This is a genomic window from Oricola thermophila (assembly GCF_013358405.1).
In the GTDB taxonomy this organism is placed as follows: domain Bacteria; phylum Pseudomonadota; class Alphaproteobacteria; order Rhizobiales; family Rhizobiaceae; genus Oricola; species Oricola thermophila.
Genome location: NZ_CP054836.1, coordinates 1,727,990 through 1,749,359, shown reverse-complemented (window position 1 = coordinate 1,749,359; position 21,370 = coordinate 1,727,990). Strand labels below are relative to the sequence as shown.

Genomic DNA, 21,370 nt, shown 5'->3' with positions numbered 1-21,370 from the left:
TTTCAAGGATTGGCGCTAGACAATAGCGCATATTCAGGCGGGAGTTGCGTTGCATGATTGAGCGTTCGGCACTGTGCGGTTCGATGACCGCGCTTGTTACTCCGTTCGATACCCCCGGTGGACTTGACGAGGAGGCATTCCGGGCCCTTGTGGATTGGCAGGTGACGGAGGGAACGAAATGCCTGGTTCCGGTGGGAACCACGGGCGAGTCGCCGACGCTGACCCATGATGAGCACAAGCGCGTTATCGAGGTTTGCATAGAGGCGGCAGCCGGGCGGGTGCCGGTGATTGCAGGTGCCGGGTCCAACAGCACTGCCGAGGCCGTGGATCTCGCGAAGCATGCCGAAAAGGCCGGCGCGGATGCCGTGCTGGTTGTCACGCCCTACTACAACAAGCCCAACCAGCGCGGGCTGTACGAGCATTTTGCCGCTGTCGCGCAGGCGATCGACATTCCGATCATCATATACAACATTCCGCCGCGCTCGGTGATCGACATGTCTCCGCAGACGATGGGCCGCCTTGTTGCCGACTTTCCGAATATCTGGGGCGTGAAGGACGCCACGGGCAAGGTGGAACGCGTGTCCGAACAGCGCATGGCATGCGGGCACGATTTCATTCAGCTGTCCGGCGAGGATGCCTCGGCGCTCGGATTCAACGCCCATGGCGGGGTCGGGTGCATTTCTGTCACGGCAAATGTTGCGCCGCGGCTGTGTTCGGAATTCCAGGCGGCTTGCCTTTCGGGGAATTTCGCCAAGGCGCTCGAATACCAGGACAAGCTTCTGCCGTTGCACAAGGCATTGTTCATCGAGGCCGGCGTGTCCGGCGCGAAATATGCCCTGTCGCGGTTGGGGCGGGTCAAGAACCGGCTCCGCTCGCCGATGGTTCCCGTGGAGGATTCAACCGCCCATGCGATAGACGAGGCGATGCGATACGCCGGTCTCTTGAACTGAGCGCGGCCATACACACTTTCGCATCATGGCAGTAAAAAAGAAAAAGGCTGACCCGGCCCGAAAACTCGTCGCCGAGAACCGGCGGGCGCGGTTCAACTACGAGATCCAGGATACGGTCGAGGCGGGTCTCGTGCTCAAGGGCACGGAGGTCAAGTCTCTGCGAAACGGCGAAGCCAATATCGCGGAAAGCTATGTCACCGAGGAAGACGGTGAGATCTGGCTGATCAACTCCTATGTCCCCGAATACCTTGAGGCAAACCGCTTCAACCATGAACCGCGCAGGCGCAGGAAGCTGTTGCTGCACAAACGCGAGATGGCCAGGCTGGCGCAGGCTGCGGACCGTGAAGGCATGACGCTGGTACCGCTGAAGCTGTACTTCAATGATCGCGGCCGGGCAAAGCTCGAGGTCGCCATCGCCCGGGGCAAGAAATTGCACGACAAGCGCGAGACCGAAAAGAAGCGCGACTGGAGCCGCGAAAAGGCGCGGCTGTTGCGTGATCGGGGCTGAAGGGCGGAATCAGGTCGAGAGTTTCCGCTGCACGTCTGCAAATACCGTTTCGAACATTTCCGGCGTCAGCACGCCGGTATTCGTGTTGTAGCGCGAGCAGTGGTAGCTGGAGACGATCGAAATTCCGTCTATGTCCGTGGTGGCGCCGTGCTTGAACGGGTTTGCTGCCACGCGCCCGTTCAATGCTCGCACGGTTGAATCGTGCGCAATCTTGCCGAGCGTGACGATGACCCTGAGCCTTTCGAAACGCGCGATGGTCGCTTTCAGGAACTGTCGACAGGTGTTTATCTCGGCTGCCGTCGGCTTGTTTTCCGGCGGGACGCAGCGCACCGCATTGGTAATTGCCGTTGCTTTCAGCTGCAGGCTGTCATCGGGACGGGCCTCGAACTCTCCGCTAGCGAAGCCGAACTTCTTGAGTGTTCCGTATAGAAGCTCGCCGGCGTAATCGCCGGTGAACGGACGTCCCGTGCGATTGGCCCCGCGCAGCCCGGGGGCGAGGCCGACGATCAATAGGCTGACTTCAGTTGGGCCCTCGGCGGGGAGCCATGTGGATACCGGGGCGTTGTGCCAACTCGGCTCGCGTTGGCGGCAGTCGGCAATGAAGTCGTGCAAGCGCGGGCATAGTGCGCAATCCCGGTCGGGATCGGCGCGGTCGGGAGATGTCATGGTCTGTACGGAAATCAATAGTCGATATCGTCGTCTTCGACATCGGCATCCACGGGTGCGGCTTGCCGTGATACCGGACGTTCGGACGGATCCCGACCGATTTCATCCTTTAGCGACTTGAGGTCGATGAAGTGGTCGGCTTGCCTGCGCAAGTCGTCGGCGATCATCGGCGGTTGGGTTGCAAGGGTCGAAACCACGGAAACCTTGCGGCCGCGCCTTTGCAATGCCTCGACAAGCGACCGAAAATCGCCGTCGCCGGAAAACACGACGAAATGGTCCACGGTGTCCGCAAGTTCCATGGCGTCGATCGTCAGCTCGATATCCATGTTTCCCTTTATCTTGCGGCGACCCGTTGAATCCGTGAATTCCTTCGCTGGCTTGGTGACGACCTTGTAGCCGTTGTAGTCAAGCCAATCTATAAGCGGCCGGATGGATGAGTATTCCTGGTCCTCCACGAGTGCTGTGTAGTAATAGGCGCGCAACAAATAGCCGCGTGACTGGAATGCCGCCAGCAACTTTCTGTAATCTATGTCAAAGCCAAGGGCCTTCGCGGCTGCGTACAGGTTGGCGCCATCGATAAAGAGAGCAATCTTTTCGCGTGGATCAAACATTTGGAGCCTCTGGGCGAAATGAATTAAGTGACCGGTTTGCGCGCAATGTCATGGTATTGGCGCCGAATCAAACACTCAAGGGGCACTACACAGCCGAAATCGGCAGTTTTGTGGCATTTCGCCGCGAAAATGCCGGAATTTGCTGCTTCACATGGGCATCCGAGTTGCGTTTCCGCCTGTTACCGGCTATAGGCGCGGCTTACTGTCCTGATGGATTTGGGTTTCCACACATAGCTGACCTGGGAAAAGACGCATATGGCTCGCGTTACCGTCGAAGATTGCATTGACAAGGTCGACAACCGTTTTGATCTCGTTCTGCTGGCCGCTCATCGTGCTCGCCAGATTTCGCAGGGTGCGCCGATTACGGTGGACCGGGACAACGACAAGAATCCGGTTGTTGCCCTGCGCGAGATAGCGGATCAGACTCTTTCGCCCGAGGATCTCAAGGAAGATCTGATTCATTCGCTGCAGAAGCACGTGGAGGTGGACGAGCCGGAGAGCGAGGTCGTGGAGACCGCGGAAGCCGCCGAAGAGGGCGCGCCGGAGGCGATCACCTTCGACAGCATGAGCGAGGAAGAACTCCTGGCCGGCATCGAAGGTCTTGTTCCGCCGGAGAAATCGGACGACATGTAAGCGTCCGGCCGGCCTTCAAGGCCGCGCGAATGGTGTTTATATAGAAACGTGCGGACATCCCCGTCCGCACGTTTTTTAATGGGATTTTGCAGGCGATGATGCGGCAATACGAGCTTGTCGAACGCATCCAGCGTTACAAGCCCGAAGTCAACGAGGCGCTCCTGAACAAGGCGTATGTCTACGCCATGCAGAAGCATGGCAACCAGAAGCGCGCCTCCGGCGACCCCTATTTCTCGCATCCTCTCGAGGTCGCCGCCATCCTCACGGACATGCGCCTTGACGAGAGCACGGTCGCCGTCGGCCTGCTGCACGACACCATCGAGGACACGACTGCCACGCGCCGCGAGATCGAGGAGATGTTCGGCGAGGACATAGGCCGTCTTGTCGAGGGGCTGACCAAGCTGAAGAAGCTGGATCTCGTGTCCCGGCGCGCGGCGCAGGCGGAGAACCTGCGCAAGCTGCTGCTCGCCATCGCCGACGATGTCCGCGTGCTCCTGGTCAAGCTTGCCGACCGGCTGCACAACATGCGGACGCTCGATTTCGTGCCGCCGCACAAGCGCGCGCGCATTGCCGAGGAGACGATGGAAATCTATGCGCCGCTCGCCGGCCGCATGGGCATGCAGGACATGCGCGAGGAGCTGGAGGAACTGGCCTTCCGGCACATCAATCCCGAGGCGCACCGCACGATCACCGATCGGCTGGCCGAGCTTGGCGAATACAACCGCGAGACCCTGGCGGACATCACCGAAACGCTCAAGAATCTGCTGGTGGAAAACGGCATCGATGCCGAGGTCTACAGCCGCCAGAAGAAGCCCTGGTCGGTCTTCCGCAAGATGGAATCGAAGGCGCTGTCCTTCGAGCAGCTGTCCGACGTCTTCGGATTCCGCATCATTGTCGACACGGAAGACGACTGCTACCGCGCGCTCGGTGTCGTCCACCGCAAGTGGAATACGGTGCCCGGGCGCTTCAAGGACTACATCTCGACGCCGAAGCAGAACGACTACCGTTCGATCCACACCACCATCGTCGGTCCGTCGAAACAGCGCGTCGAGCTGCAGATACGCACGCACGAGATGCACTATGTTGCCGAGTACGGCGTGGCCGCACATGCGATCTACAAGGACCGCGCGCTGGATGCGGCCGCGAATGGCCGCGACGAGGCGGCCTTCGCCATGTCGAAGGACACGAACGCCTATGCCTGGCTTCGCCACACGATCGAATCGCTGTCCGAGGGGGACAATCCCGAGGAATTCCTGGAGAACACGAAGCTCGAGCTGTTCCAGGACCAGGTTTTCTGTTTCACGCCGAAGGGACGCCTGATCGCGCTGCCAAGGGGCGCGACGCCGGTGGACTTCGCCTATGCGGTGCACACCGACATCGGCAACTCCTGCGTCGGCGCGAAGATCAACGGTCGCATCATGCCCCTGGTTACGCGGCTGCAGAACGGCGACGAGGTGGAGATCGTGCGTTCGAACGCGCAGACGCCTCCGGCGGCCTGGGAGAACGTGGTCGTGACCGGCAAGGCGCGTTCGGCGATCCGCCGCGCGTCGCGCATGGCGGTGCGAAAGCAATATGCGGGCCTCGGGCACCGTATCCTCGAACGGGCGTTCGAGCGCGTTGGCAAGGAGTTCTCGAAGGATGTCCTGAAACAGGGGTTGCAGCGGCTGGGGCACAAGGAGATCGACGATGTGCTGGCCGCCGTCGGCCGCGGCGAGATCCCGTCGGACGACGTGGTCCGCGCGGTCTATCCGGATTACCAGGACGCGCGCAATTCCAACGTTCCCACCGGCGCGGTAGAAGGGGACGGCTGGTTCAACCTGACCAACGCCACCGGGATGATGTTCCGCATTCCCGGCAATACCGGGCCGGATGATGACCAGGGTGCTGCGACCCGCGACGCTATCAACAAGGCGGTGCCGATCCGCGGGGCGGCGAGCGACATACCGGTGCGTTTCTCGCCCGAGGGCGCGGTGCCGGGTGACCGCATTGTCGGCATTTCGACGCCGGGAAAGGGGATCACGATCTATCCGATCCAGTCTCCCGCCCTGGCGGCCTACGACGACCAGCCCGAGCGCTGGATCGACGTTCGATGGGACCTGGAAGGTCTGGAACGGCAACGCTTTTCGGCGCAGATAATCGTGACCGCGATCAACGCTCCCGGCTCCCTTGCCGAGATCGCGAAGATCATCGGCGATCTCGATGCGAACATTCACACGCTTTCGATGGTCCGTACTGCGCCGGATTTCACGGAGATGGTATTCAATCTCGAAGTATGGGACCTGAAGCACCTGAACGGCGTCATATCGCGGCTGCGCGACGCCGAGGCGGTTTCGACCGTCGAGCGTGCGAGCGGATAGGGAAAGACGCATGACAAGCGAAATGACAACGCAGGAAGTCCTCGAGGTGTTCGAGAGTGCCGGGGCGGTGCTCCACGGGCATTTCATACTGACGTCCGGCCTGCGCAGCCCGGTGTTCCTGCAGAAGGCACGGGTGTTCATGCATCCGGAAAAGACGGAAGTGCTCTGCAAGGCGCTCGCGGAGAAGATCCGCGCCAGCGTGCAGGGGCCCGTCGACTATGTGGTCGGCCCGGCGGTCGGGGGAATCATCCCCGCCTACGAGACATCGCGTCACCTGGGAGTTCCGGCGATCTGGGTCGAGCGCGAGGAGGGCGTGTTCAGGCTGCGCCGCTTCGAGATCGAAGAGGGTGCCCGCGTGGTCATCATCGAGGACATCGTCACCACGGGCCTGTCGATTCGGGAGACTGTCGAAAGCCTCAAGGCGTTGGGCGCGAACGTGCTTGCCGCCGGCTGCCTGATCGACCGTTCCGCCGGCAAGGCGGAAGTCGGCGTGCCGCTCGTTTCGCTGGCGGAGTACGAGGTGCCGGCCTATTCGGTGGACAAAATACCGCCGGAATTGGCCGCCATACCGGCAGTCAAGCCGGGAAGCCGCAGTCTTTGATTTCGGCGCTCATGGCAGGCGCTTGATGTCGGGCGACGTGCTGACTATTTCAAGTGGGGCGTCCTTGCGTCCGGAAACGGTTCCGATGCGGACGCCGCCCTGTATTGAAGTGTGTGACCCGAATGATCTTTGCACGTAGGAACCAAGAGAGCTGGCATCAGCGATTGCGGGTCTTCTTCCTGCCGCGCCGCAATTACTCGCGTTCCTTCCGCTACTACTGGAAGCGCATGTTGCGCATCAAGGCGACTCCGCACGCCATTGCCGCCGGCGTTGCCGCAGGGGCATTCGCGTCGTTTACGCCCTTCATGGGGCTGCATTTCATTCTTGCCTTCGTGCTCGCCTGGCTGCTGGCGGGCAACATGATCGCTGCCGCATTCGGAACTGCGATAGGCAATCCCATCACGTTTCCCGCGATCTGGGCAGCGACGCATGGCGCAGGTTCCGCAATTCTCGGCGCCACGGTTCCCGGCGGGGGCGATCCGGCGCCGGTCCGGCTGGGCTCCATGCTCAGCCATGGCGAGATCTCTGCACTCTGGGAGCCGATCCTGAAACCGATGCTCGTCGGCGGCATTCCGCTGGGCCTCGTTGTTGCCCTGGTTCTCTACCTGCTGACGCGTTTCGCGGTTGCCGCGTTCCAGCGTCGCCGCCAGATGCATTTCGAGACCCGCAGACCGGCCACCCAGAATCCGGAGATCGGCCTGTGATCGTGGGACTGGGGAGCGATCTCATTGACATAAGGCGGGTCGAACGGTCGCTGGAACGTTTCGGGGAACGCTTCATCCGGCGCATTTTCACCGACATCGAACGCGAGAAGTCGGAACGGAGGCAGGCCCGTGCCGCGTCCTACGCCAAGCGTTTCGCCGCCAAGGAGGCGTGTGCCAAGGCCCTCGGCACCGGCATGGCGAGGGGCGTGTTCTGGCGCGACCTGGGCGTGGTCAACCTTCCCGGCGGCAAGCCGACGATGCGGCTGACCGGAGGCGCGGCAAAGCGCCTTGACGAACTGGTGCCGGCGGGCCACCGGCCGTTCATTCATCTCACCATCACCGACGACATGCCTCTTGCGCAGGCATTCGTCATCATCGAAGCATTGCCGGACCGGGGCGGCGAATTCCCGCGATGACGGGAATTGCGGCCAACCGACGGAACGGCTAAGACCGGCCGGCACAGGCGCTCGACAGCAGGAACAGGATTTCTCGTGTCCGACAAGATCGAAAAGAAACAAAGCACATTTTCCGAGACGGTCTCGGTCGTCATCCAGGCGCTGATCCTCGCGCTGATCATCCGCACACTCCTGTTCCAGCCGTTTTCCATCCCGTCGGGCTCCATGCGCCCGACGCTTCTGGAGGGCGACTACCTGTTCGTCTCGAAGTTTTCTTACGGCTATTCGCGCCATTCGCTCCCGTTCTCGCCCAACATCTTTTCGGGACGCATCTGGGCAGACGAGCCCGAACGCGGCGATGTCGCTGTGTTCAAGCATCCGGTCTCCAATGTCGACTACATCAAGCGCGTCATCGGCCTGCCGGGCGACCGGATCCAGATGAAGGACGGCGTGCTCTTCATCAACGGCGAGCCGGTGAAGCGCGAACTCGTCGGCCAGATCGACGATCCCGACGTGACCGAGCAGTTCGGCCCTGTCGATGTCTACCGCGAGACGCTGCCCAACGGGGTCAGCTACAACACGCTCGACCTGTCGCCCAATTCGAGCGCCGACAACACGCGCGAGTTCGCCGTCCCCGATGGGCACTATTTCATGATGGGCGATAACCGCGACAATTCCAACGACAGCCGCTTCGGTGTCGGCTACGTGCCGCTGGAGAATTTCGTCGGTCGCGCCGATATCATCTTCTTCTCCATCGCCGGCGGGGCCTCGCCGCTCGAGATCTGGCGCTGGCCGTCCGAGCTTCGGCTGGAGCGTTTCTTCAAATCCGCATCCAAATGACCCGGCAGAAGACGCGCGAGATGATATCGCCGGAAGCCCTGAAGAGGCTGGAACAGGCAACCGGACACCGCTTCAGCGACCATGACCGCCTTGCCCGCGCGCTGACCCATGCAAGCGCGCGCACGAAGGACGGACGCGACTACGAGCGGCTGGAGTTTCTCGGTGATCGCGTCCTCGGTCTCTGTGTCGCCGAGATGCTGTTCGAGCAGTTTTCCGCGGCGAACGAGGGCGAGCTGTCGGTGCGCCTGAACCAGCTCGTCAATGCCGATGCACTGGCCGAAGTGGCCGACGAGCTTGCATTGTCGGACTTCATCCGCACGGGCACGGACGTGAAGCAGTTGCGCAGGACCCACCAGAAGAACCTGCACGCCGATGTCGTGGAGTCGCTGATTGCCGCGATCTATCTGGAGGGTGGCCTCGACGCCGTGCGTCCGTTCATTCGCCGCTACTGGGGCGGCCGCGCGACAACGGCCACGGCGGCGCGCAGGGATGCCAAGACCGAATTGCAGGAATGGGCCCATCGCGAATACGGCGTCGCGCCGTCCTACGAGGTGATTTCGCGCGTGGGCCCCGATCACGACCCGATGTTCACCGTGTCCGTCAGCGTCGGCAAGCTTGAGCCGGAAGTTGCCGAGGGCCGGTCCAAGCGGATCGCCGAACAAGCCGCAGCCGGCCGCATGCTGGTGCGTGAAAAGGTAAGAGACGATGACTGACGAACCGAACGCGGAGCCGACCCGCTCCAGCTTCGTTGCCCTGATAGGCACGCCGAATGCGGGGAAGTCGACCCTGGTCAATCAGCTGGTCGGTGCCAAGGTTTCCATTGTCACCCACAAGGTGCAGACGACGCGTGCGCTGGTGCGCGGCATAGCCACGGTTGGCCGCACCCAGATCGTGTTCACCGACACGCCCGGCGTGTTCGCCCCGAAACGCCGTCTCGACCGCGCGATGGTGACGACTGCATGGTCGGGCGCCCGCGACGCCGATATCGTGCTTGTGCTGATCGACGCCCGCAAGGGCATCCGCGACGACGAGGAACGCATCCTCGAGATGCTTCCATCCTTCACCCAGCCCAAGTGGCTGGTGCTCAACAAGGTCGATACCATAGATCCGCCGAAGCTTCTGGAGCTGGCCAAGACGCTGAACGACCGCGTCGAGTTCGCCGAGACGTTCATGATCTCCGCCCTGACCGGTTCCGGCTGCGACGATCTTCTGAACCGCCTGTCGGAAGCGTCGCCCGAGGGCCCCTGGTACTATCCAGAGGACCAGATTTCCGACCTGCCGATGCGCCAGCTGGCCGCCGAGATCACGCGCGAGAAGCTCTATCTGCGCCTGCACCAGGAATTGCCCTATTCCTCCACCGTCGAGACGGAGAAATGGGAGGATAGGAAGGACGGTTCGGTGCGCATCGAGCAGGTGATCTATGTCGAGCGCGACAGCCAGAAGAAGATCGTGCTCGGCCACAAGGGCGAGACGATCAAGGCGATCGGCCAGGCCTCGCGCAAGGAGATCGCCGGGATACTGGAGCAGCCCGTTCATCTCTTCCTGTTCGTGAAGGTGCGCGAGAACTGGGGCGACGACCCGGAACGATATCGCGAGATGGGGCTGGACTTTTCCGCCGACTGACGCATTGTCCGCGCCATGGAATGGCAGGACCGCGGCATCATTATCGGCACGCGCAGGCACGGCGAGACGAGCCTGATCCTCGAAGTGATGACGGAACAGCGCGGCAGGCATCTCGGCCTGGTGCGTGGCGGCCGTTCGCGCCGCCAGCAGCCCGTGCTGCAACCGGGCAACGCGGTGGAACTCACCTGGCGCGCCCGGCTGGAAGAGCATCTGGGCACCTTCCAGGTCGAGCCGCTTGCGCTGTCGGCGGCGCGGCTGATGGAGCAGCCTTCCGGAATTCACGGCATCCAGCTTCTCGCCGGCCATCTGCGCCTGTTGCCCGAACGCGACCGCCACACGGAACTGTTCCGCGCGCTGGAAGTGATGATCGAACACCTGTGCGAGCCGGAGATCGCCGGTCCGCTCATGGTGCGCTTCGAGTTGCGGCTGCTCGAGGAACTGGGGTTCGGCCTCGATCTTTCATCCTGCGCGGGAACCGGTTCCCGGGAGGACCTGGTCTATGTGTCGCCGAAAAGCGGCCGCGCGGTGAGCCGTGCCGCCGGCGAGCCGTGGAAGGACAGGCTGCTGGCGCTGCCCGCATTCCTCTCGGGCCGGTCGCCGGCCGCGCCCGACGCGGAGGCGATGGCGGCGGCCTTCGAACTGACGGGCCATTTCCTGCGCCGTCACGTCTACGAGCCGCGCGGCATGGCGGAGCCGGCCGCGCGAACCGGCTTCGCCGCCGCGGTCGGGCGGGCCATCGCACAAAAGGGGGAAGACCGGACATGACCAGGTCCGAAAGCGAGTCATATCGGGATCGCGACGCATCGGGAGGCTTCGGCTCGGTCCCGCCGGAGGCGATCGGATCGCTGGGCGGACTGGAGATGCTGCGCAAGGTCGTTTCCGGCGAGTTGCCGGCACCGCCAATCTCGAAAACGCTGTCCTTCCGGATCGTCGAGGTCGAGGAGGGCAGGGCGGTCTTCAAGGGAATGCCGAAGGCGGAACATCTCAACCTGATCGGCACGGTCCATGGCGGCTGGACCGCGACGATCATGGACTCCGCGCTCGCCTGCGCGGTCCAGACTTTGCTGAAGAAGGGCGAAGCCGTTGCCACGACCGAGTTCAAGGTGAACCTGATCCGTCCGATAACGCCGGAAACCGGCGAGGTCACCTGCGAGGCAACGGTCGTCAGCCGGGGCCGCACCACCGGCGTGTCCGAATGCCGCGTTATCGACGGACTCGGCCGCGTCATGGCCTTCGGCACCGAGACCTGTGCGATCTTCGCGGTGCCGGCGCAGGAATAGGCGGGCGCGCTATTCAGCCGCGCTCAGCGCCGGCCGGGCGACGGGCTTCTCCCGAATCGGCCAGTGCACGACGGCGGCGAACAGGCCGAGCGCGACGCCGAGCCACCAGACAGGGTCGTAGGTGCCGAAGATGTCGTACAGGTAGCCGCCGAGCCAGACGCCCAGGAACGAGCCGACCTGGTGCGACAGGAACACGATGCCGCCGAGCATGCCGAGATAGCGCGTACCGAACATGATGGCGACGAGGGCATTGGTCGGCGGGACCGTCGACAGCCAGAGAAGCCCCATGACGGCGGAAAACACGATCACGCTGGTTCCCGTCTGCGGCAGCAGCAGGAAGGCCGTCACGGCGACGGACCGGCCGATATAGATCAGCGCCAGGAAGATCGGCTTCGAGTATTTCTGCCCGATCACGCCGGAGGCGAGCGATCCGATGATGTTGAAGAAGCCGATCAGGGCGATGCCCATGACCGCAAAGCGCGCGTCGATGCCGATGTCGCCGATATAGGCGGGAAAATGCGCGGTGATGAAGGCGACCTGGAAGCCGCAGACGAAGAATCCGGCGGTCAGCAGCAGGTAGCTGTGATGGCCGAAGGCCTCGCGCAGCGCGGCGCCGATCGACTGGTCGATGTCGGTCTGCTTCTGCGTGCCGGACTGCGAGTTGCCACGCAGCGGCACCGCCAGCACCGGGATGACGAGCATCATCGCCGACATGATCAGCAGCGAGTCCTGCCAGCCCAGCGCATCGATCAGTATCTGGCTGAAGGGCGCGAACAGGAACATGCCGGCAGATCCGGCCGCCGTTCCCATGCCGAAGGCGAAGGAACGCTGCTCCGGCGTCACGTTTCGGGCGAAGGCGGACAGGATGATGCCGAAGGAACCGGCAGCGATGCCGAGGCCGACGAGCAGCCCGCCGCCAAGGTGCAGGAACCACACGCTCTGCGGCATGGCCATCAGCAGCAGCCCGGCGGCATAGAGAGCCGCGGAAAGCGCCAGCACCCGCCAGGTGCCCTTGCGGTCCGCCAGCGCGCCGAAAAGCGGCTGGCCGAGGCCCCACATCAGGTTCTGGATCGCCATGGCAAGCCCGAAGTCCGAGCGCGACCAGCCGGTATCGGCCAGCATGGGTAGCTGGAAGAAGCCCATTGCCGAGCGCGGCCCGAAGGTGAGCGCCGCGATCACGCAGCCGCTGGCGATGATGAGCCAGGGAAAGTCGCTTCGCGAGGGGGAACGGTCTGTGGTGGTCATGGCGGCTCCGCTCGGTCGGGGATGCCGAGCAATATTCCGCGAAACGTGTCGAGCCAAGCGCAATGTTCTGATCCGGCGTTCAATTTCGCTGAACCGGCCCGGCGCAGATGCATGCGAAACGAAAGGAATTCGGGACAGGAACCTGCATTCCGGAAAGGTTATGGTTGCATTTTGCTATCAACAATCCCGGCGGACGCCCTTATGCAGGGCGGCGGCGAAGAACGGGGGCATGGATGCCGGACGATCAAGCATTTGCGGGCGACGGCTGCCGGTCATTTTCCCGGATCTGTTGGTGTGTCGGTAATACGGGAGCGAGAACATGGAAGCGGTAGTCGTGATTGCCGTCTTGGTTGTGCTGGTCGTCATGACGGGCATTTCCCGCAGAATCGGCAAGCTGGAAGCCGAGACGAAGGCGTTGCGGGCGGCCCTCGTGCGGGCGGGAGTGGACATGGGGCCGGCTCCGTCCGGCCCGCCGGCTGCGTCGCCGCCGCCGGTCGGCCCGAAAGCTTCTGACCGGGCATCCGCCGGCAGGACGCCGACGCCGGATGCCGAGCCGGTTGCAATGCGCGCGTCGGGCGAATCCGACCGGAAGTCGACGCCCGCAACGCCGCCGCCATTGCCGTCCGCGAAACAGAAACGCCGCAGCGCGGCCGATTTCGAGAAGCTCGTTGGCGCCAGCTGGTCCGTCATCCTCGGCGGCATAGCCATCGCGTTGGGCGCGTTGTTCCTCGTCCGTTACTCGATAGAGGCGGGCCTGCTCGGTCCCGGTGCCCGTATCGCGGCAGGCACGTTGTTCTCGGCGGCCCTGTTCGCCGCGGGCGAATGGCTGCGTCGGCGCGACCGCGAGCTCGATCTTCCGGTGTTTCACAAGGCGGACGTTCCCGGCATCCTGACCGGGGCAGGAGCGATCGGCGCCTTCGGCACGCTCTATGCCGCCCATGCGCTCTACCATTTCGTCGGTCCCGGTGTGGCCTTCCTTGGCCTGACGGTCATCGGCATTGCCAGCCTTCTCCTGTCCTCGATACACGGGCCGAAACTGGCCGCGATAGGCCTGCTCGGTGCTTACGGCGCGCCGTCCCTGGTTTCCTCCGGCGATCCGAACCCGGTCGCGCTGGCGCTGCACACGCTCGTCGTGACTGCATCGGTGATGGCGGTTTCGCGCATACGCGACTGGTTGTGGTTGGCGGTTGGCGGTGTTGTCGGCGGCTGTCTCTGGGCTTTCCTCATTGCCGCGGTGGATGATCCGGCGGTGCCGTGGGCGGGCGCGATCCTGCTGGCGTGCCTCGCCGCGTTATTCGCGGCGACATTCGGCTGGGAAAAGTCCGAGCGGCCCGTTCCGCTGCAGGACAGGCCCTGGGACCGGCCGGGCGTGGTTTCCTTCGTGCTGATCGCGCTCGTCTATGCGGAGCATTGCCTCGTGAATGCCGGTTTCCCGGCATTGCCCGCCGGCCTGGCGGTCGGCGCGATCATCGTGGTTGCTGCCGGTATCTGGCCGGCACTGTCCGTCGCCTCGGGCGCGGCGTCCCTCGTCGTGCTCGCCGGAGCCGCCGCAATCGACCTGCCGCTGGTTCATTATCCGGGGTTGATCCTCGACGGCGAGGGCGGCGATGCGTTCATGCCCGCCGATATCGGCGCCTATGTCGGCGCGATCGCCTTCCTCGCGGTGCCGGTTGCTGCACTCGCCATGGGTGCCGCGCGCCGTGCCGCGGCAACGGCGCCGCGCATGGCCGGAAACCTGGCCGTCGCAGGGTCCGTGATCGCGGTATTCACCCCGGTCATCGCCTATCTGCGCATTTCGCCCTTCGAGACCGACCTGCTGTTCGGCACGGCCTCGATAGCCATCGCGCTGTTGCTCGTGCTGCTGGCCGAACTGTTCACGCGGGCGAGGCCGGGCGACTGGTCGGCGCCCGCGCCGGCCGCATTCGCGGTCGCCGCGATCGCCTTGCTTTCGTTCGGCCTGGGAGTCTCCCTGTCCGCCACCTGGATGCCTTTCGGCTTTGCACTGACCGCCGCGGGCATTGCGTGGGTTTATCGCGCGCGGCCGCTGGCGGCCTTGCCGTATCTTGCCATTGCGGCAAGCCTGCTCGCCGCGCTCGGGCTGTGGGCGAGTGCTCCGTTCCCCGGCGAGGCGATAGGCACGACGCCGTTCCTCAACCGGCTGGTCGTCATCGTCGGCTTGCCCGCCGCGGCGGTGCTGCTCGGCGGCGAGATACTGCGTCGTGCCGGCGCGGCGCGAACCGGCTCCATCGTCACCGCGATCGGCCTGGCGCTTCTGGCCTTCTTCGTCGGGCTGGAACTGCGTCACTGGATCAATGGCGGCGACATCATCGGCGGGCACTTCCGGCTGGCCGACATGGCGGTGCAGACGATTGCCGCCCTGGGCTTTTCCATCGGGCTGCAGCGCGTTGCGCGCTTCACCCGGGCGAGGGTCTTCGACCTGGCGTCGCTGGTTGCCGGCGGTTTCGGTGCCGCGATGTCCGCGCTCGGCCTGCTGCTCGTGTTCAACCCCTTGCTGACGGGCGACAGCGTCGGCGAGGGAGCGGTGCTCAACATGCTTCTGCCGGCCTACCTTGTGACGGCAGTGCTTGCCGCCGTGGTCGCGCTGCTGGCGCGGCCTGTGCGACCGAGATGGTACACGCTTTCCTATGCGCTTCTTGCCGGGCTGCTGGCCTTCGCCTACTTCACCCTGATGACGCGCCATGCCTTCCAGGGCGAGCGCATCGGCCTCTTCAGGAGTACGTCCGACATGGAGTTCTGGACCTACTCGGCCGTGTGGCTGGTTCTGGGCGCCGTCGTCCTTGCCGCCGGGCTTGGCCTGAGGTCGCTGCCCCTGCGTGTAGCATCCGCGGTCGTGATCGCGCTCACCGTCTGCAAGGTGTTTCTCCTCGACATGACCGCGCTGGCCGGCGCGTTGCGTGCATTCTCCTTCATGGGGCTCGGTATCTCGCTGCTGGCGATCGGCCGGTTCTACCAGCGCATTCTGGTTCGCACCGGCAACGCGGAACCGCAATGAAAAACGCCCGCCGGCAAGACCGGCGGGCGCAAATGATCTTGTCTTCCGTTCGCCCGGTCAGGCGGCGGCGCGGTGCAGCCTGTTCTGGAATATCAGGTTGTCGGTGAGGCGGTCGGCATTCTTGGGGATTGTCAGAACCGCGAGATCGACGATCGGCTCGAGAATGATGACGCTCATGTAGGCGGCGCCGAAGGAGGCGACCTGCGCCAGGTTTTCCGCGGCGAAGCCGTGGCCGTAGAACGCCCAGAACGCGACCCAGGCGACGATTCCCGTCTGGTAGGACGTCGAGAGCGCCAGTGCCTGCGTGTATTTCACGTCCTTGTAGGCCGTCTTCGCGGGGATGATCCGTTTCGCCAGCAGGCTCATCGCGTAGAGCGGTACCAGCAGCGTCGTGACGTTGATTCCGTATTGCGGCAGATCGAACGGGGCGAAGAACAGCCCCTGCGCCAGCAGGCCGAGCGCAAGACCCAGCGCGGCGGGGCCCGCTCCGAAGATCAGGAACAGCGTCGAGCCGAGGATGAAATGCACCTCCGAGACGCCGACCGGATAATGCGGCAGGATCTCGAAGAAGCCGAAGACGAGCGCGGTCGTCGCGACGCTGCGCGCGGCAAGCGAAACGATGCCACCGTCATTGCGGATGGTGTCGAGTGCCATCTTGCCTGCAAGCCCGAAGGAAGCGGCTGCGGTCGCGTAGCTGAGGACGATCTTGGCGCCGTCGACGACGCCGGGTTCGATATGCATGGTCTTTCCTTTCTGCACCCATCGTGCATCTGGAGACGGTGCCGTTCGGCACCGCCGGTTTGACGTCAAGCGGGCAGGTCTCCTGACTCGCGCTTCAACACCGTCGTCCGCCTTCCCAGGTCTCCCCAGTGGCATAGTGGACGCGGCTCGCGCTCACAGTTGCGAGGGCAGTCACGGATCAGGCCCCTCCTTGGGTCGTCCCTACCGTGTTCCCTTTTAATCCGGACGGCTTGGCCGTCCTGGAACCCGCGAGTCAAATCCTAGAGAAATGCGGGGCGGCGCACAATCGCCCTTGCGGCGAATTTTGCCGCCGTGCCGACACGGTCAGATTTTTCGCAGGCTGACGCGCTTGTGGACTTCCTCTGCGCTCTCGACCCGTTCCGAGTACCGGTCGGTCAGATAGGCGGAACGGTCGCGCGTCAGCAGGGTGAACTTCACCAGTTCCTCCATCACGTCCACGACCCGGTTGTAGTAGGCCGACGGCTTCATGCGCCCGTTGTCGTCGAATTCCAGCCACGCCTTGGCGACGGAGGACTGGTTGGGAATTGTGATCATCCGCATCCAGCGCCCGAGAACGCGCATCTGGTTGACGGCGTTGAAGCTCTGCGAGCCGCCGCAGACCTGCATCAGCGCCAGCGTGCGGCCCTGGGTCGGGCGTATGCCGCCGATCGGCGACAGCGGCAGCCAGTCGATCTGCGCCTTCATGACGGCCGTCATCGCGCCATGGCGTTCGGGCGTGCACCACACCTGCGCTTCCGACCACAGAGACAGTTCGCGCAGTTCCTGCACCTTGGGATGGTCGGCGGAGCGGTCGTCGGGCAGGGGAAGCCCGTCGGCATGGAAGATGCGCACCTCGGCACCGAAGCGGTCGAGAAGGCGCGCCGCCTCGTAGGTGAGGAAGCGGCTGTAGGACCGCTCCCGCAACGAGCCGTAGAGCATCAGGACGCGCGGCTGGTGCGTCGAGGGCGCGACGTCGAACAGCTGCGCGTGGTCGATGTCGTGCAGCAGGTCGCCCGCCACGTTGGGCAGGCTCTTGTCGTCTTTCCAGTCCATGGGGGTCTTCTGTTTCGTCTACTTCGCTGCCCGGGCGGCGGCCAGTTCGGTTGCTCCGTCCATTGCGCCGATCCGGTCGAGTTCCATCTTCAGCTCATCTGGTGCCATGTCTTCGAATGGCAGGTCCATGAGCGCGCGGATGCGCGCTTCCAGCAGGCGGTAGGTCTCGGCAAAGGCGGCGCGGCGTTCCTCCACCGTCTCGCCCCTGCCGGCCGGATCGGGAATGCCCCAATGTGCCCGCACCGGGGCGCCCGGCCAGATCGGGCAGGATTCTCCGGCCGCGTTGTCGCAAACGGTTATGACGATATCCATTTTCGGCGCGTCCGCGCCGGCGAACTCGTCCCATGACTTCGAGCGAAGCGCCGACGTGTCATGTCCGTATTCCTGCAACAGTGCGATGCCGTCGGGATTGGGCGTGCCCCGGGGCGCGGAACCGGCCGAATGGGCGGTGATCCGCCCTCCGCCGAGCTTGTTCAGGATTGCCTCGCCGAGGATCGAACGGGCCGAATTTGCGGTGCAGAGGACAAGGATGTTTTTCATGATATGGTGCCAAGTACCCGCCTGGTTCAGTTGGTTTGCCCGATGTCGTCCAGCCGCTTTCGCGGCGCCAGGCTTTCGATGGAGGAAATGGGCCGGCAGGTGAAAATGGAAATGCGGTTGAGAATGGCTTCACGCAGGATCGGGCGCGTCGAATTGCCGGTGCAAGGAAACAGGACGTTGTAGCTGTCACCGGCCATCGGGAAATTCCTTCAACACGCGCATGCGATTTCATCGAGAACGGGTTTGCAGAGGTCGGGGTTCCCGCCGCAGCAGTCCTCCATCAGGAAGGCCAGCAGGTTCCGCATTCCCTCGAAATCCGCGAAATAGCGGATCACCCGGCCTTCGCGCTCGCTGCGTACGAGCCCCGCGCGCGACAGGACGGCGAGATTGGCGGACATGGTGTTCTGCTTCACGCCCAGGAACTCGGAGATTTCGCCCGCGGCCATGCCGGCTTCTCCCTGCCTGACGAGCAGCCTGAACACGTCGAGCCGCGTTTCCTGTGCAAGCGCATGTAGCGCGTCGATAGCCTGTGATTTATCCATAATTCAAGAAATATTGATGTATGCGCGTTTGTCAACATGCAATCCGCGCCTCGATCGCAATACTGCGCTATTGTCCGGTTGGCGAACCGACATCTTTCGCAAGGGACAACCTATGAACGGCAACGGCGAACTGACAACCGGTCGTGGACCTGTCGCCCCGGAAGGGGTGGCCGAAATGCAGCGGCGATTTTTCCGGACCGGGGCGACCCGCGACCTTGAATTCCGCAGGCGCCAGCTCCGCACCCTGCGCGATCTCCTCGTGCAGCGGGAGGCTGACATCCTGGAGGCTTTGCGTCTCGATCTCGGCCGCCCGGCGGCGGAGGCCTATACAAGCGAGATCGGCGTGGTGCTCGTGGAGATCGACACGGCACTGAAAAGGCTGGGCCGCTGGGCAAGGCCGAAGCGCGTCCGCACGCCCTGGCTCCTGTTTCCCGGATCGAGCCGCATCGTTCCGGAGCCGTATGGCTCCGTGCTCGTCATCGGCCCGTGGAACTATCCCTTGCAACTCGTGCTTGCGCCCGCTGTCGCTGCACTTGCTGCCGGGAACTGCGTTGTCATCAAGCCTTCCGAGCACGCGCCGGCGACATCCGCCCTGATCGCCCGGATGATCGCGGAATCCTTCGGCAACGAGGTCATGACCGTGGTGGAGGGCGGTGTCGGGCCGACACGGACACTGCTCGGTCAGGACTTCGACTACATCTTCTTCACCGGAGGCACGGGCATCGGCAGGATCGTCATGACGGCGGCAGCCGAAAACCTGACGCCCGTCACGCTGGAGCTGGGGGGCAAGAACCCGTGCATCGTCGCCGCCGACGCGGATATCGGGACGGCGGCGAAGCGGATCGCCTGGGGCAAGTACTTCAACGCGGGGCAGACCTGCATCGCCCCCGATTTCATCCTTGTCGAAAGGGCGATCGAACAGCGGTTTCTCGATGCGTTGAAGGCTGCGATCACCGGCTTCTACGGCAGCGACCCGGCTGCCAGCCCCGACTATGCCCGTATCGTCAACGAGCATCATTTCGACCGGCTGGCAGGATTTCTCGGACGCGGCGAAATCGTTGCGGGCGGCGAGGCCGACCGTGATCGCCGCTACATTGCGCCGACGGTCGTCACCGGTGTGACATGGGATGATCCTGTCATGGCCGACGAGATTTTCGGCCCGATCCTGCCGGTCCTTGCCTGGGACGATCTCGATGCTGAACTCGCGGCATTGCAGCGCCGCCCGAAACCGCTCGCCCTTTATGTCTTCACGCGAGACGGGAATCTGGCGGACAGGGTACTGGAAACCGTGTCCTCCGGCGGGGCGGCGATCAACGACATTTTCGCCCAGCTTCTCAACCTGGACCTGCCTTTCGGCGGCGTCGGTGACAGTGGCATGGGCGCCTATCACGGCAAGGCCGGCTTCGATACCTTTTCCCACCATCGCGCCGTCGTCAGGCGGTCGACATGGCCCGATCCGGCCCTGAAATATCCGCCATATGGCAACTCCCTTGCGCTCCTGAAGCGGCTGATGCCGCGCATTCTCTGACCGGAGCGGGAGGAACGGGCCGCGTTCAGAACCAGCTCAGGACGAATGCCGCCACGACGAGGTAGCGCGCCGTCTTGGCAATCGCCACCAGGGCCAGGAAGGAGGGCAGGGGCTCGCGCAGTACGCCGGCGACGACGGTCAGGGCGTCGCCGCCGACGGGCATCCAGCTCAGCAGCAGGCTCCATCGGCCCCAGCGGGAATACCATCGTGCGGCGCGCTCCAGCTGCGCCTCGCTCGCCGGGAACCATTTCCGGTCGTGCAGCCGGTCTATACCGCGGCCGAGGACCCAGTTGACGACCGCGCCAAGCGTGTTCCCGAGACTGGCCGTCGCAAGCAGCGTCCAGGCCGCATGATCGCCAGCGGCAAGCAGGGCTGCCAGCCCGAGCTCCGACTGCGCGGGCAGGACTGAACCGGCCAGGAATGCCAGCGCGAACAGGCCGGCATGGATGCCGAATGCGGTCATCGCGGACCGCCGGATTGACGATGCGTCAACGCGAATTTCGCTCTGGAACCGCTGCCGGATGCCATGTACACACGTCGCAAAAACTCGTCCCTTTCCCGTGTGACCGCAATTGCTTGATGTCTTCTCCGTAACCGGTCCGATCTACATCACTATCGCGATCGGGTATATCGCCACGCGCTTCGGACCGTTTGCCGCCGCCGACATGCGTTCCCTCGGTCGCTACGTCCTCAATCTGGCGCTGCCGATGCTGCTGTTCCGGGCGCTGGCGCAGAAGCCGGTGGCCGAGATCGCCAACCCCGCCTATATCGCCGCCTATCTGGGCGGCACGATTGTCATGGTTCTGGTCGGCTATCTCGCCGTGCGGAAGCTTCTGGGCCATGAACGCATGACGGCCGCGATCTCCGCGATGGGCATGTCCTGTCCGAACAGCGGTTTCGTCGGCTTCCCGATCATGTTGCTGACCTTCCCCCCGATTGCGGGCACCGTCCTGGCGCTCAACATGTTCGTCGAGAACGTGTTCGTCGTGCCGCTGCTGCTCGTGCTGGCCGAGCGTGCGAAGGGAGAAGAGGGGCATCCGCTGCAGGTGATGGCCGGCGCGCTCGTCCGGCTGGTGCGCAATCCGCTCGTCATAGGCCTTGTCGCGGGGCTCCTGGTGTCGCTTGGCGGGCTGCGCCTGCCGGGTCCGGTCGAGAAGACGGTGGATATCTTCGCGCAGTCCAGCGCCGCCCTGTCGCTTTTCACGATCGGCGGCATGCTGGTCGGCCTGCCGGTGAGGGGCCTTGCCGGGCGCATCGTGCCTGTCGTCCTCGGCAAGCTGCTGGTCCATCCGGCGATCATGCTCCTCGCGCTCTCGGCATTGCCGGTGCTCGGCTTCGCTCCGCTCGAGACGCCGTACCGGGAGGCGCTCGTCCTGTCGGCGGCGATGCCGATTTTCGGCATCTATCCGATCCTGGCCCAGAACTACGGCGAGGAAGGATTTGGCGCCGTTGCGCTGCTTGCGACGACGGTCGCCTCTTTCGCGACCGTCAGCGTATTGCTCTGGTATTTCACTGCGTAGCGCAGTGGCGGGCCGGTTTT

Annotated in this window: 24 protein-coding genes and 1 riboswitch; of the genes, 15 read left to right on the top strand and 9 right to left on the bottom strand. The window is 64.0% G+C overall.

What is annotated here, in order from left to right; translation table 11 throughout:
- The first annotated feature begins 53 nt into the window (after window positions 1–53).
- Both dapA and smpB read left to right on the top strand, forming a co-directional pair.
- Window positions 54–950: a 4-hydroxy-tetrahydrodipicolinate synthase gene (gene dapA / locus HTY61_RS08510; RefSeq protein ID WP_175276384.1), complete on the top strand. Its 897-nt coding sequence runs from the start codon at window positions 54–56 to the stop codon at window positions 948–950.
- 25 nt (window positions 951–975) lie between these two features.
- Window positions 976–1,458: an SsrA-binding protein SmpB gene (gene smpB / locus HTY61_RS08505; protein ID WP_175276383.1), complete on the top strand. Its 483-nt coding sequence runs from the start codon at window positions 976–978 to the stop codon at window positions 1,456–1,458.
- A gap of 9 nt (window positions 1,459–1,467) precedes the next feature.
- Here the strand turns inward: smpB and HTY61_RS08500 are convergent, their stop codons facing one another.
- A complete protein-coding gene (locus tag HTY61_RS08500) occupies window positions 1,468–2,124 on the bottom strand; it encodes a uracil-DNA glycosylase (RefSeq protein WP_175276382.1) in 657 nt (218 codons plus the stop codon).
- Window positions 2,125–2,138: 14 nt separating this feature from the next.
- Window positions 2,139–2,735 (bottom strand): LabA-like NYN domain-containing protein, encoded by a 597-nt coding sequence (locus tag HTY61_RS08495; protein ID WP_175276381.1) that lies wholly within the window; start codon window positions 2,733–2,735, stop codon window positions 2,139–2,141.
- Between the two features lie 255 nt (window positions 2,736–2,990).
- Here HTY61_RS08495 and rpoZ point away from each other — a divergent pair, with 255 nt between their 5' ends.
- The 10 genes from rpoZ to HTY61_RS08445 all read left to right on the top strand — a co-directional run bounded on the left by rpoZ (window position 2,991) and on the right by HTY61_RS08445 (window position 11,168).
- Window positions 2,991–3,368 (top strand): DNA-directed RNA polymerase subunit omega, encoded by a 378-nt coding sequence (gene rpoZ / locus HTY61_RS08490; RefSeq protein WP_175276380.1) that lies wholly within the window; start codon window positions 2,991–2,993, stop codon window positions 3,366–3,368.
- Between the two features lie 95 nt (window positions 3,369–3,463).
- Window positions 3,464–5,725, top strand: coding sequence for a RelA/SpoT family protein (locus HTY61_RS08485; protein WP_175276379.1), 2,262 nt, complete (start codon window positions 3,464–3,466; stop codon window positions 5,723–5,725).
- Window positions 5,726–5,747: 22 nt separating this feature from the next.
- A complete protein-coding gene (gene pyrE, locus HTY61_RS08480) occupies window positions 5,748–6,326 on the top strand; it encodes an orotate phosphoribosyltransferase (RefSeq protein ID WP_175278481.1) in 579 nt (192 codons plus the stop codon).
- A gap of 122 nt (window positions 6,327–6,448) precedes the next feature.
- Window positions 6,449–7,030 carry a DUF2062 domain-containing protein gene (locus HTY61_RS08475; RefSeq protein WP_175276378.1) on the top strand — a complete coding sequence of 194 codons (582 nt, stop codon included), beginning with the start codon at window positions 6,449–6,451 and terminating at the stop codon, window positions 7,028–7,030.
- A complete protein-coding gene (gene acpS / locus HTY61_RS08470; protein WP_175276377.1) occupies window positions 7,027–7,446 on the top strand; it encodes a holo-ACP synthase in 420 nt (139 codons plus the stop codon). Before HTY61_RS08475 ends, acpS begins: the two co-directional genes overlap by 4 nt.
- Before the next feature lie 75 nt (window positions 7,447–7,521).
- Window positions 7,522–8,265: a signal peptidase I gene (lepB, locus tag HTY61_RS08465; RefSeq protein WP_175276376.1), complete on the top strand. Its 744-nt coding sequence runs from the start codon at window positions 7,522–7,524 to the stop codon at window positions 8,263–8,265.
- Entirely contained in the window at window positions 8,262–8,978 is a 717-nt protein-coding gene (gene rnc, locus HTY61_RS08460; RefSeq protein WP_175276375.1) for a ribonuclease III, read from the top strand. Before lepB ends, rnc begins: the two co-directional genes overlap by 4 nt.
- Entirely contained in the window at window positions 8,971–9,888 is a 918-nt protein-coding gene (era, locus tag HTY61_RS08455) for a GTPase Era (RefSeq protein ID WP_175276374.1), read from the top strand. Before rnc ends, era begins: the two co-directional genes overlap by 8 nt.
- A 15-nt stretch (window positions 9,889–9,903) precedes the next feature.
- A complete protein-coding gene (recO, locus tag HTY61_RS08450; protein ID WP_175276373.1) occupies window positions 9,904–10,653 on the top strand; it encodes a DNA repair protein RecO in 750 nt (249 codons plus the stop codon).
- A complete protein-coding gene (locus tag HTY61_RS08445) occupies window positions 10,650–11,168 on the top strand; it encodes a PaaI family thioesterase (protein ID WP_175276372.1) in 519 nt (172 codons plus the stop codon). Before recO ends, HTY61_RS08445 begins: the two co-directional genes overlap by 4 nt.
- A gap of 9 nt (window positions 11,169–11,177) precedes the next feature.
- On the opposite strand, the gene HTY61_RS08440 is transcribed toward HTY61_RS08445, so the two are convergent.
- The gene (locus HTY61_RS08440; protein ID WP_175276371.1) at window positions 11,178–12,413 is read right to left on the bottom strand and encodes an MFS transporter; all 1,236 of its coding nucleotides are present in this window, start codon (window positions 12,411–12,413) and stop codon (window positions 11,178–11,180) included.
- A 319-nt stretch (window positions 12,414–12,732) separates the two neighbouring features.
- On the opposite strand from HTY61_RS08440, the gene HTY61_RS08435 reads away from it, so the two are divergent.
- Window positions 12,733–15,426, top strand: a complete 2,694-nt coding sequence (locus HTY61_RS08435; protein ID WP_175276370.1) for a DUF2339 domain-containing protein — start codon at window positions 12,733–12,735, stop codon at window positions 15,424–15,426.
- A 57-nt stretch (window positions 15,427–15,483) separates the two neighbouring features.
- On the opposite strand, the gene HTY61_RS08430 is transcribed toward HTY61_RS08435, so the two are convergent.
- The 5 genes from HTY61_RS08430 to HTY61_RS08410 form a co-directional block, all read right to left on the bottom strand.
- The gene (locus HTY61_RS08430; RefSeq protein ID WP_175276369.1) at window positions 15,484–16,167 is read right to left on the bottom strand and encodes an energy-coupling factor ABC transporter permease; all 684 of its coding nucleotides are present in this window, start codon (window positions 16,165–16,167) and stop codon (window positions 15,484–15,486) included.
- A 55-nt stretch (window positions 16,168–16,222) separates the two neighbouring features.
- Window positions 16,223–16,432: riboswitch (cobalamin riboswitch) on the bottom strand.
- Window positions 16,433–16,491: 59 nt separating this feature from the next.
- A complete protein-coding gene (arsH, locus tag HTY61_RS08425; protein WP_175276368.1) occupies window positions 16,492–17,220 on the bottom strand; it encodes an arsenical resistance protein ArsH in 729 nt (242 codons plus the stop codon).
- A gap of 18 nt (window positions 17,221–17,238) precedes the next feature.
- Window positions 17,239–17,760: an arsenate reductase ArsC gene (locus HTY61_RS08420; RefSeq protein WP_175276367.1), complete on the bottom strand. Its 522-nt coding sequence runs from the start codon at window positions 17,758–17,760 to the stop codon at window positions 17,239–17,241.
- A 26-nt stretch (window positions 17,761–17,786) separates the two neighbouring features.
- Window positions 17,787–17,957 (bottom strand): hypothetical protein, encoded by a 171-nt coding sequence (locus tag HTY61_RS08415; RefSeq protein WP_175276366.1) that lies wholly within the window; start codon window positions 17,955–17,957, stop codon window positions 17,787–17,789.
- A gap of 12 nt (window positions 17,958–17,969) precedes the next feature.
- Window positions 17,970–18,302 (bottom strand): ArsR/SmtB family transcription factor, encoded by a 333-nt coding sequence (locus HTY61_RS08410; RefSeq protein WP_175276365.1) that lies wholly within the window; start codon window positions 18,300–18,302, stop codon window positions 17,970–17,972.
- A 175-nt stretch (window positions 18,303–18,477) separates the two neighbouring features.
- Here HTY61_RS08410 and HTY61_RS08405 point away from each other — a divergent pair, with 175 nt between their 5' ends.
- Window positions 18,478–19,830 (top strand): aldehyde dehydrogenase, encoded by a 1,353-nt coding sequence (locus HTY61_RS08405; protein ID WP_210268629.1) that lies wholly within the window; start codon window positions 18,478–18,480, stop codon window positions 19,828–19,830.
- 25 nt (window positions 19,831–19,855) lie between these two features.
- Here the strand turns inward: HTY61_RS08405 and HTY61_RS08400 are convergent, their stop codons facing one another.
- Window positions 19,856–20,293 carry a YqaA family protein gene (locus HTY61_RS08400; protein ID WP_175276363.1) on the bottom strand — a complete coding sequence of 146 codons (438 nt, stop codon included), beginning with the start codon at window positions 20,291–20,293 and terminating at the stop codon, window positions 19,856–19,858.
- Between the two features lie 109 nt (window positions 20,294–20,402).
- Here HTY61_RS08400 and HTY61_RS08395 point away from each other — a divergent pair, with 109 nt between their 5' ends.
- Window positions 20,403–21,350, top strand: coding sequence for an AEC family transporter (locus tag HTY61_RS08395; protein WP_175276362.1), 948 nt, complete (start codon window positions 20,403–20,405; stop codon window positions 21,348–21,350).
- The last annotated feature ends 20 nt before the right edge of the window (window positions 21,351–21,370 follow it).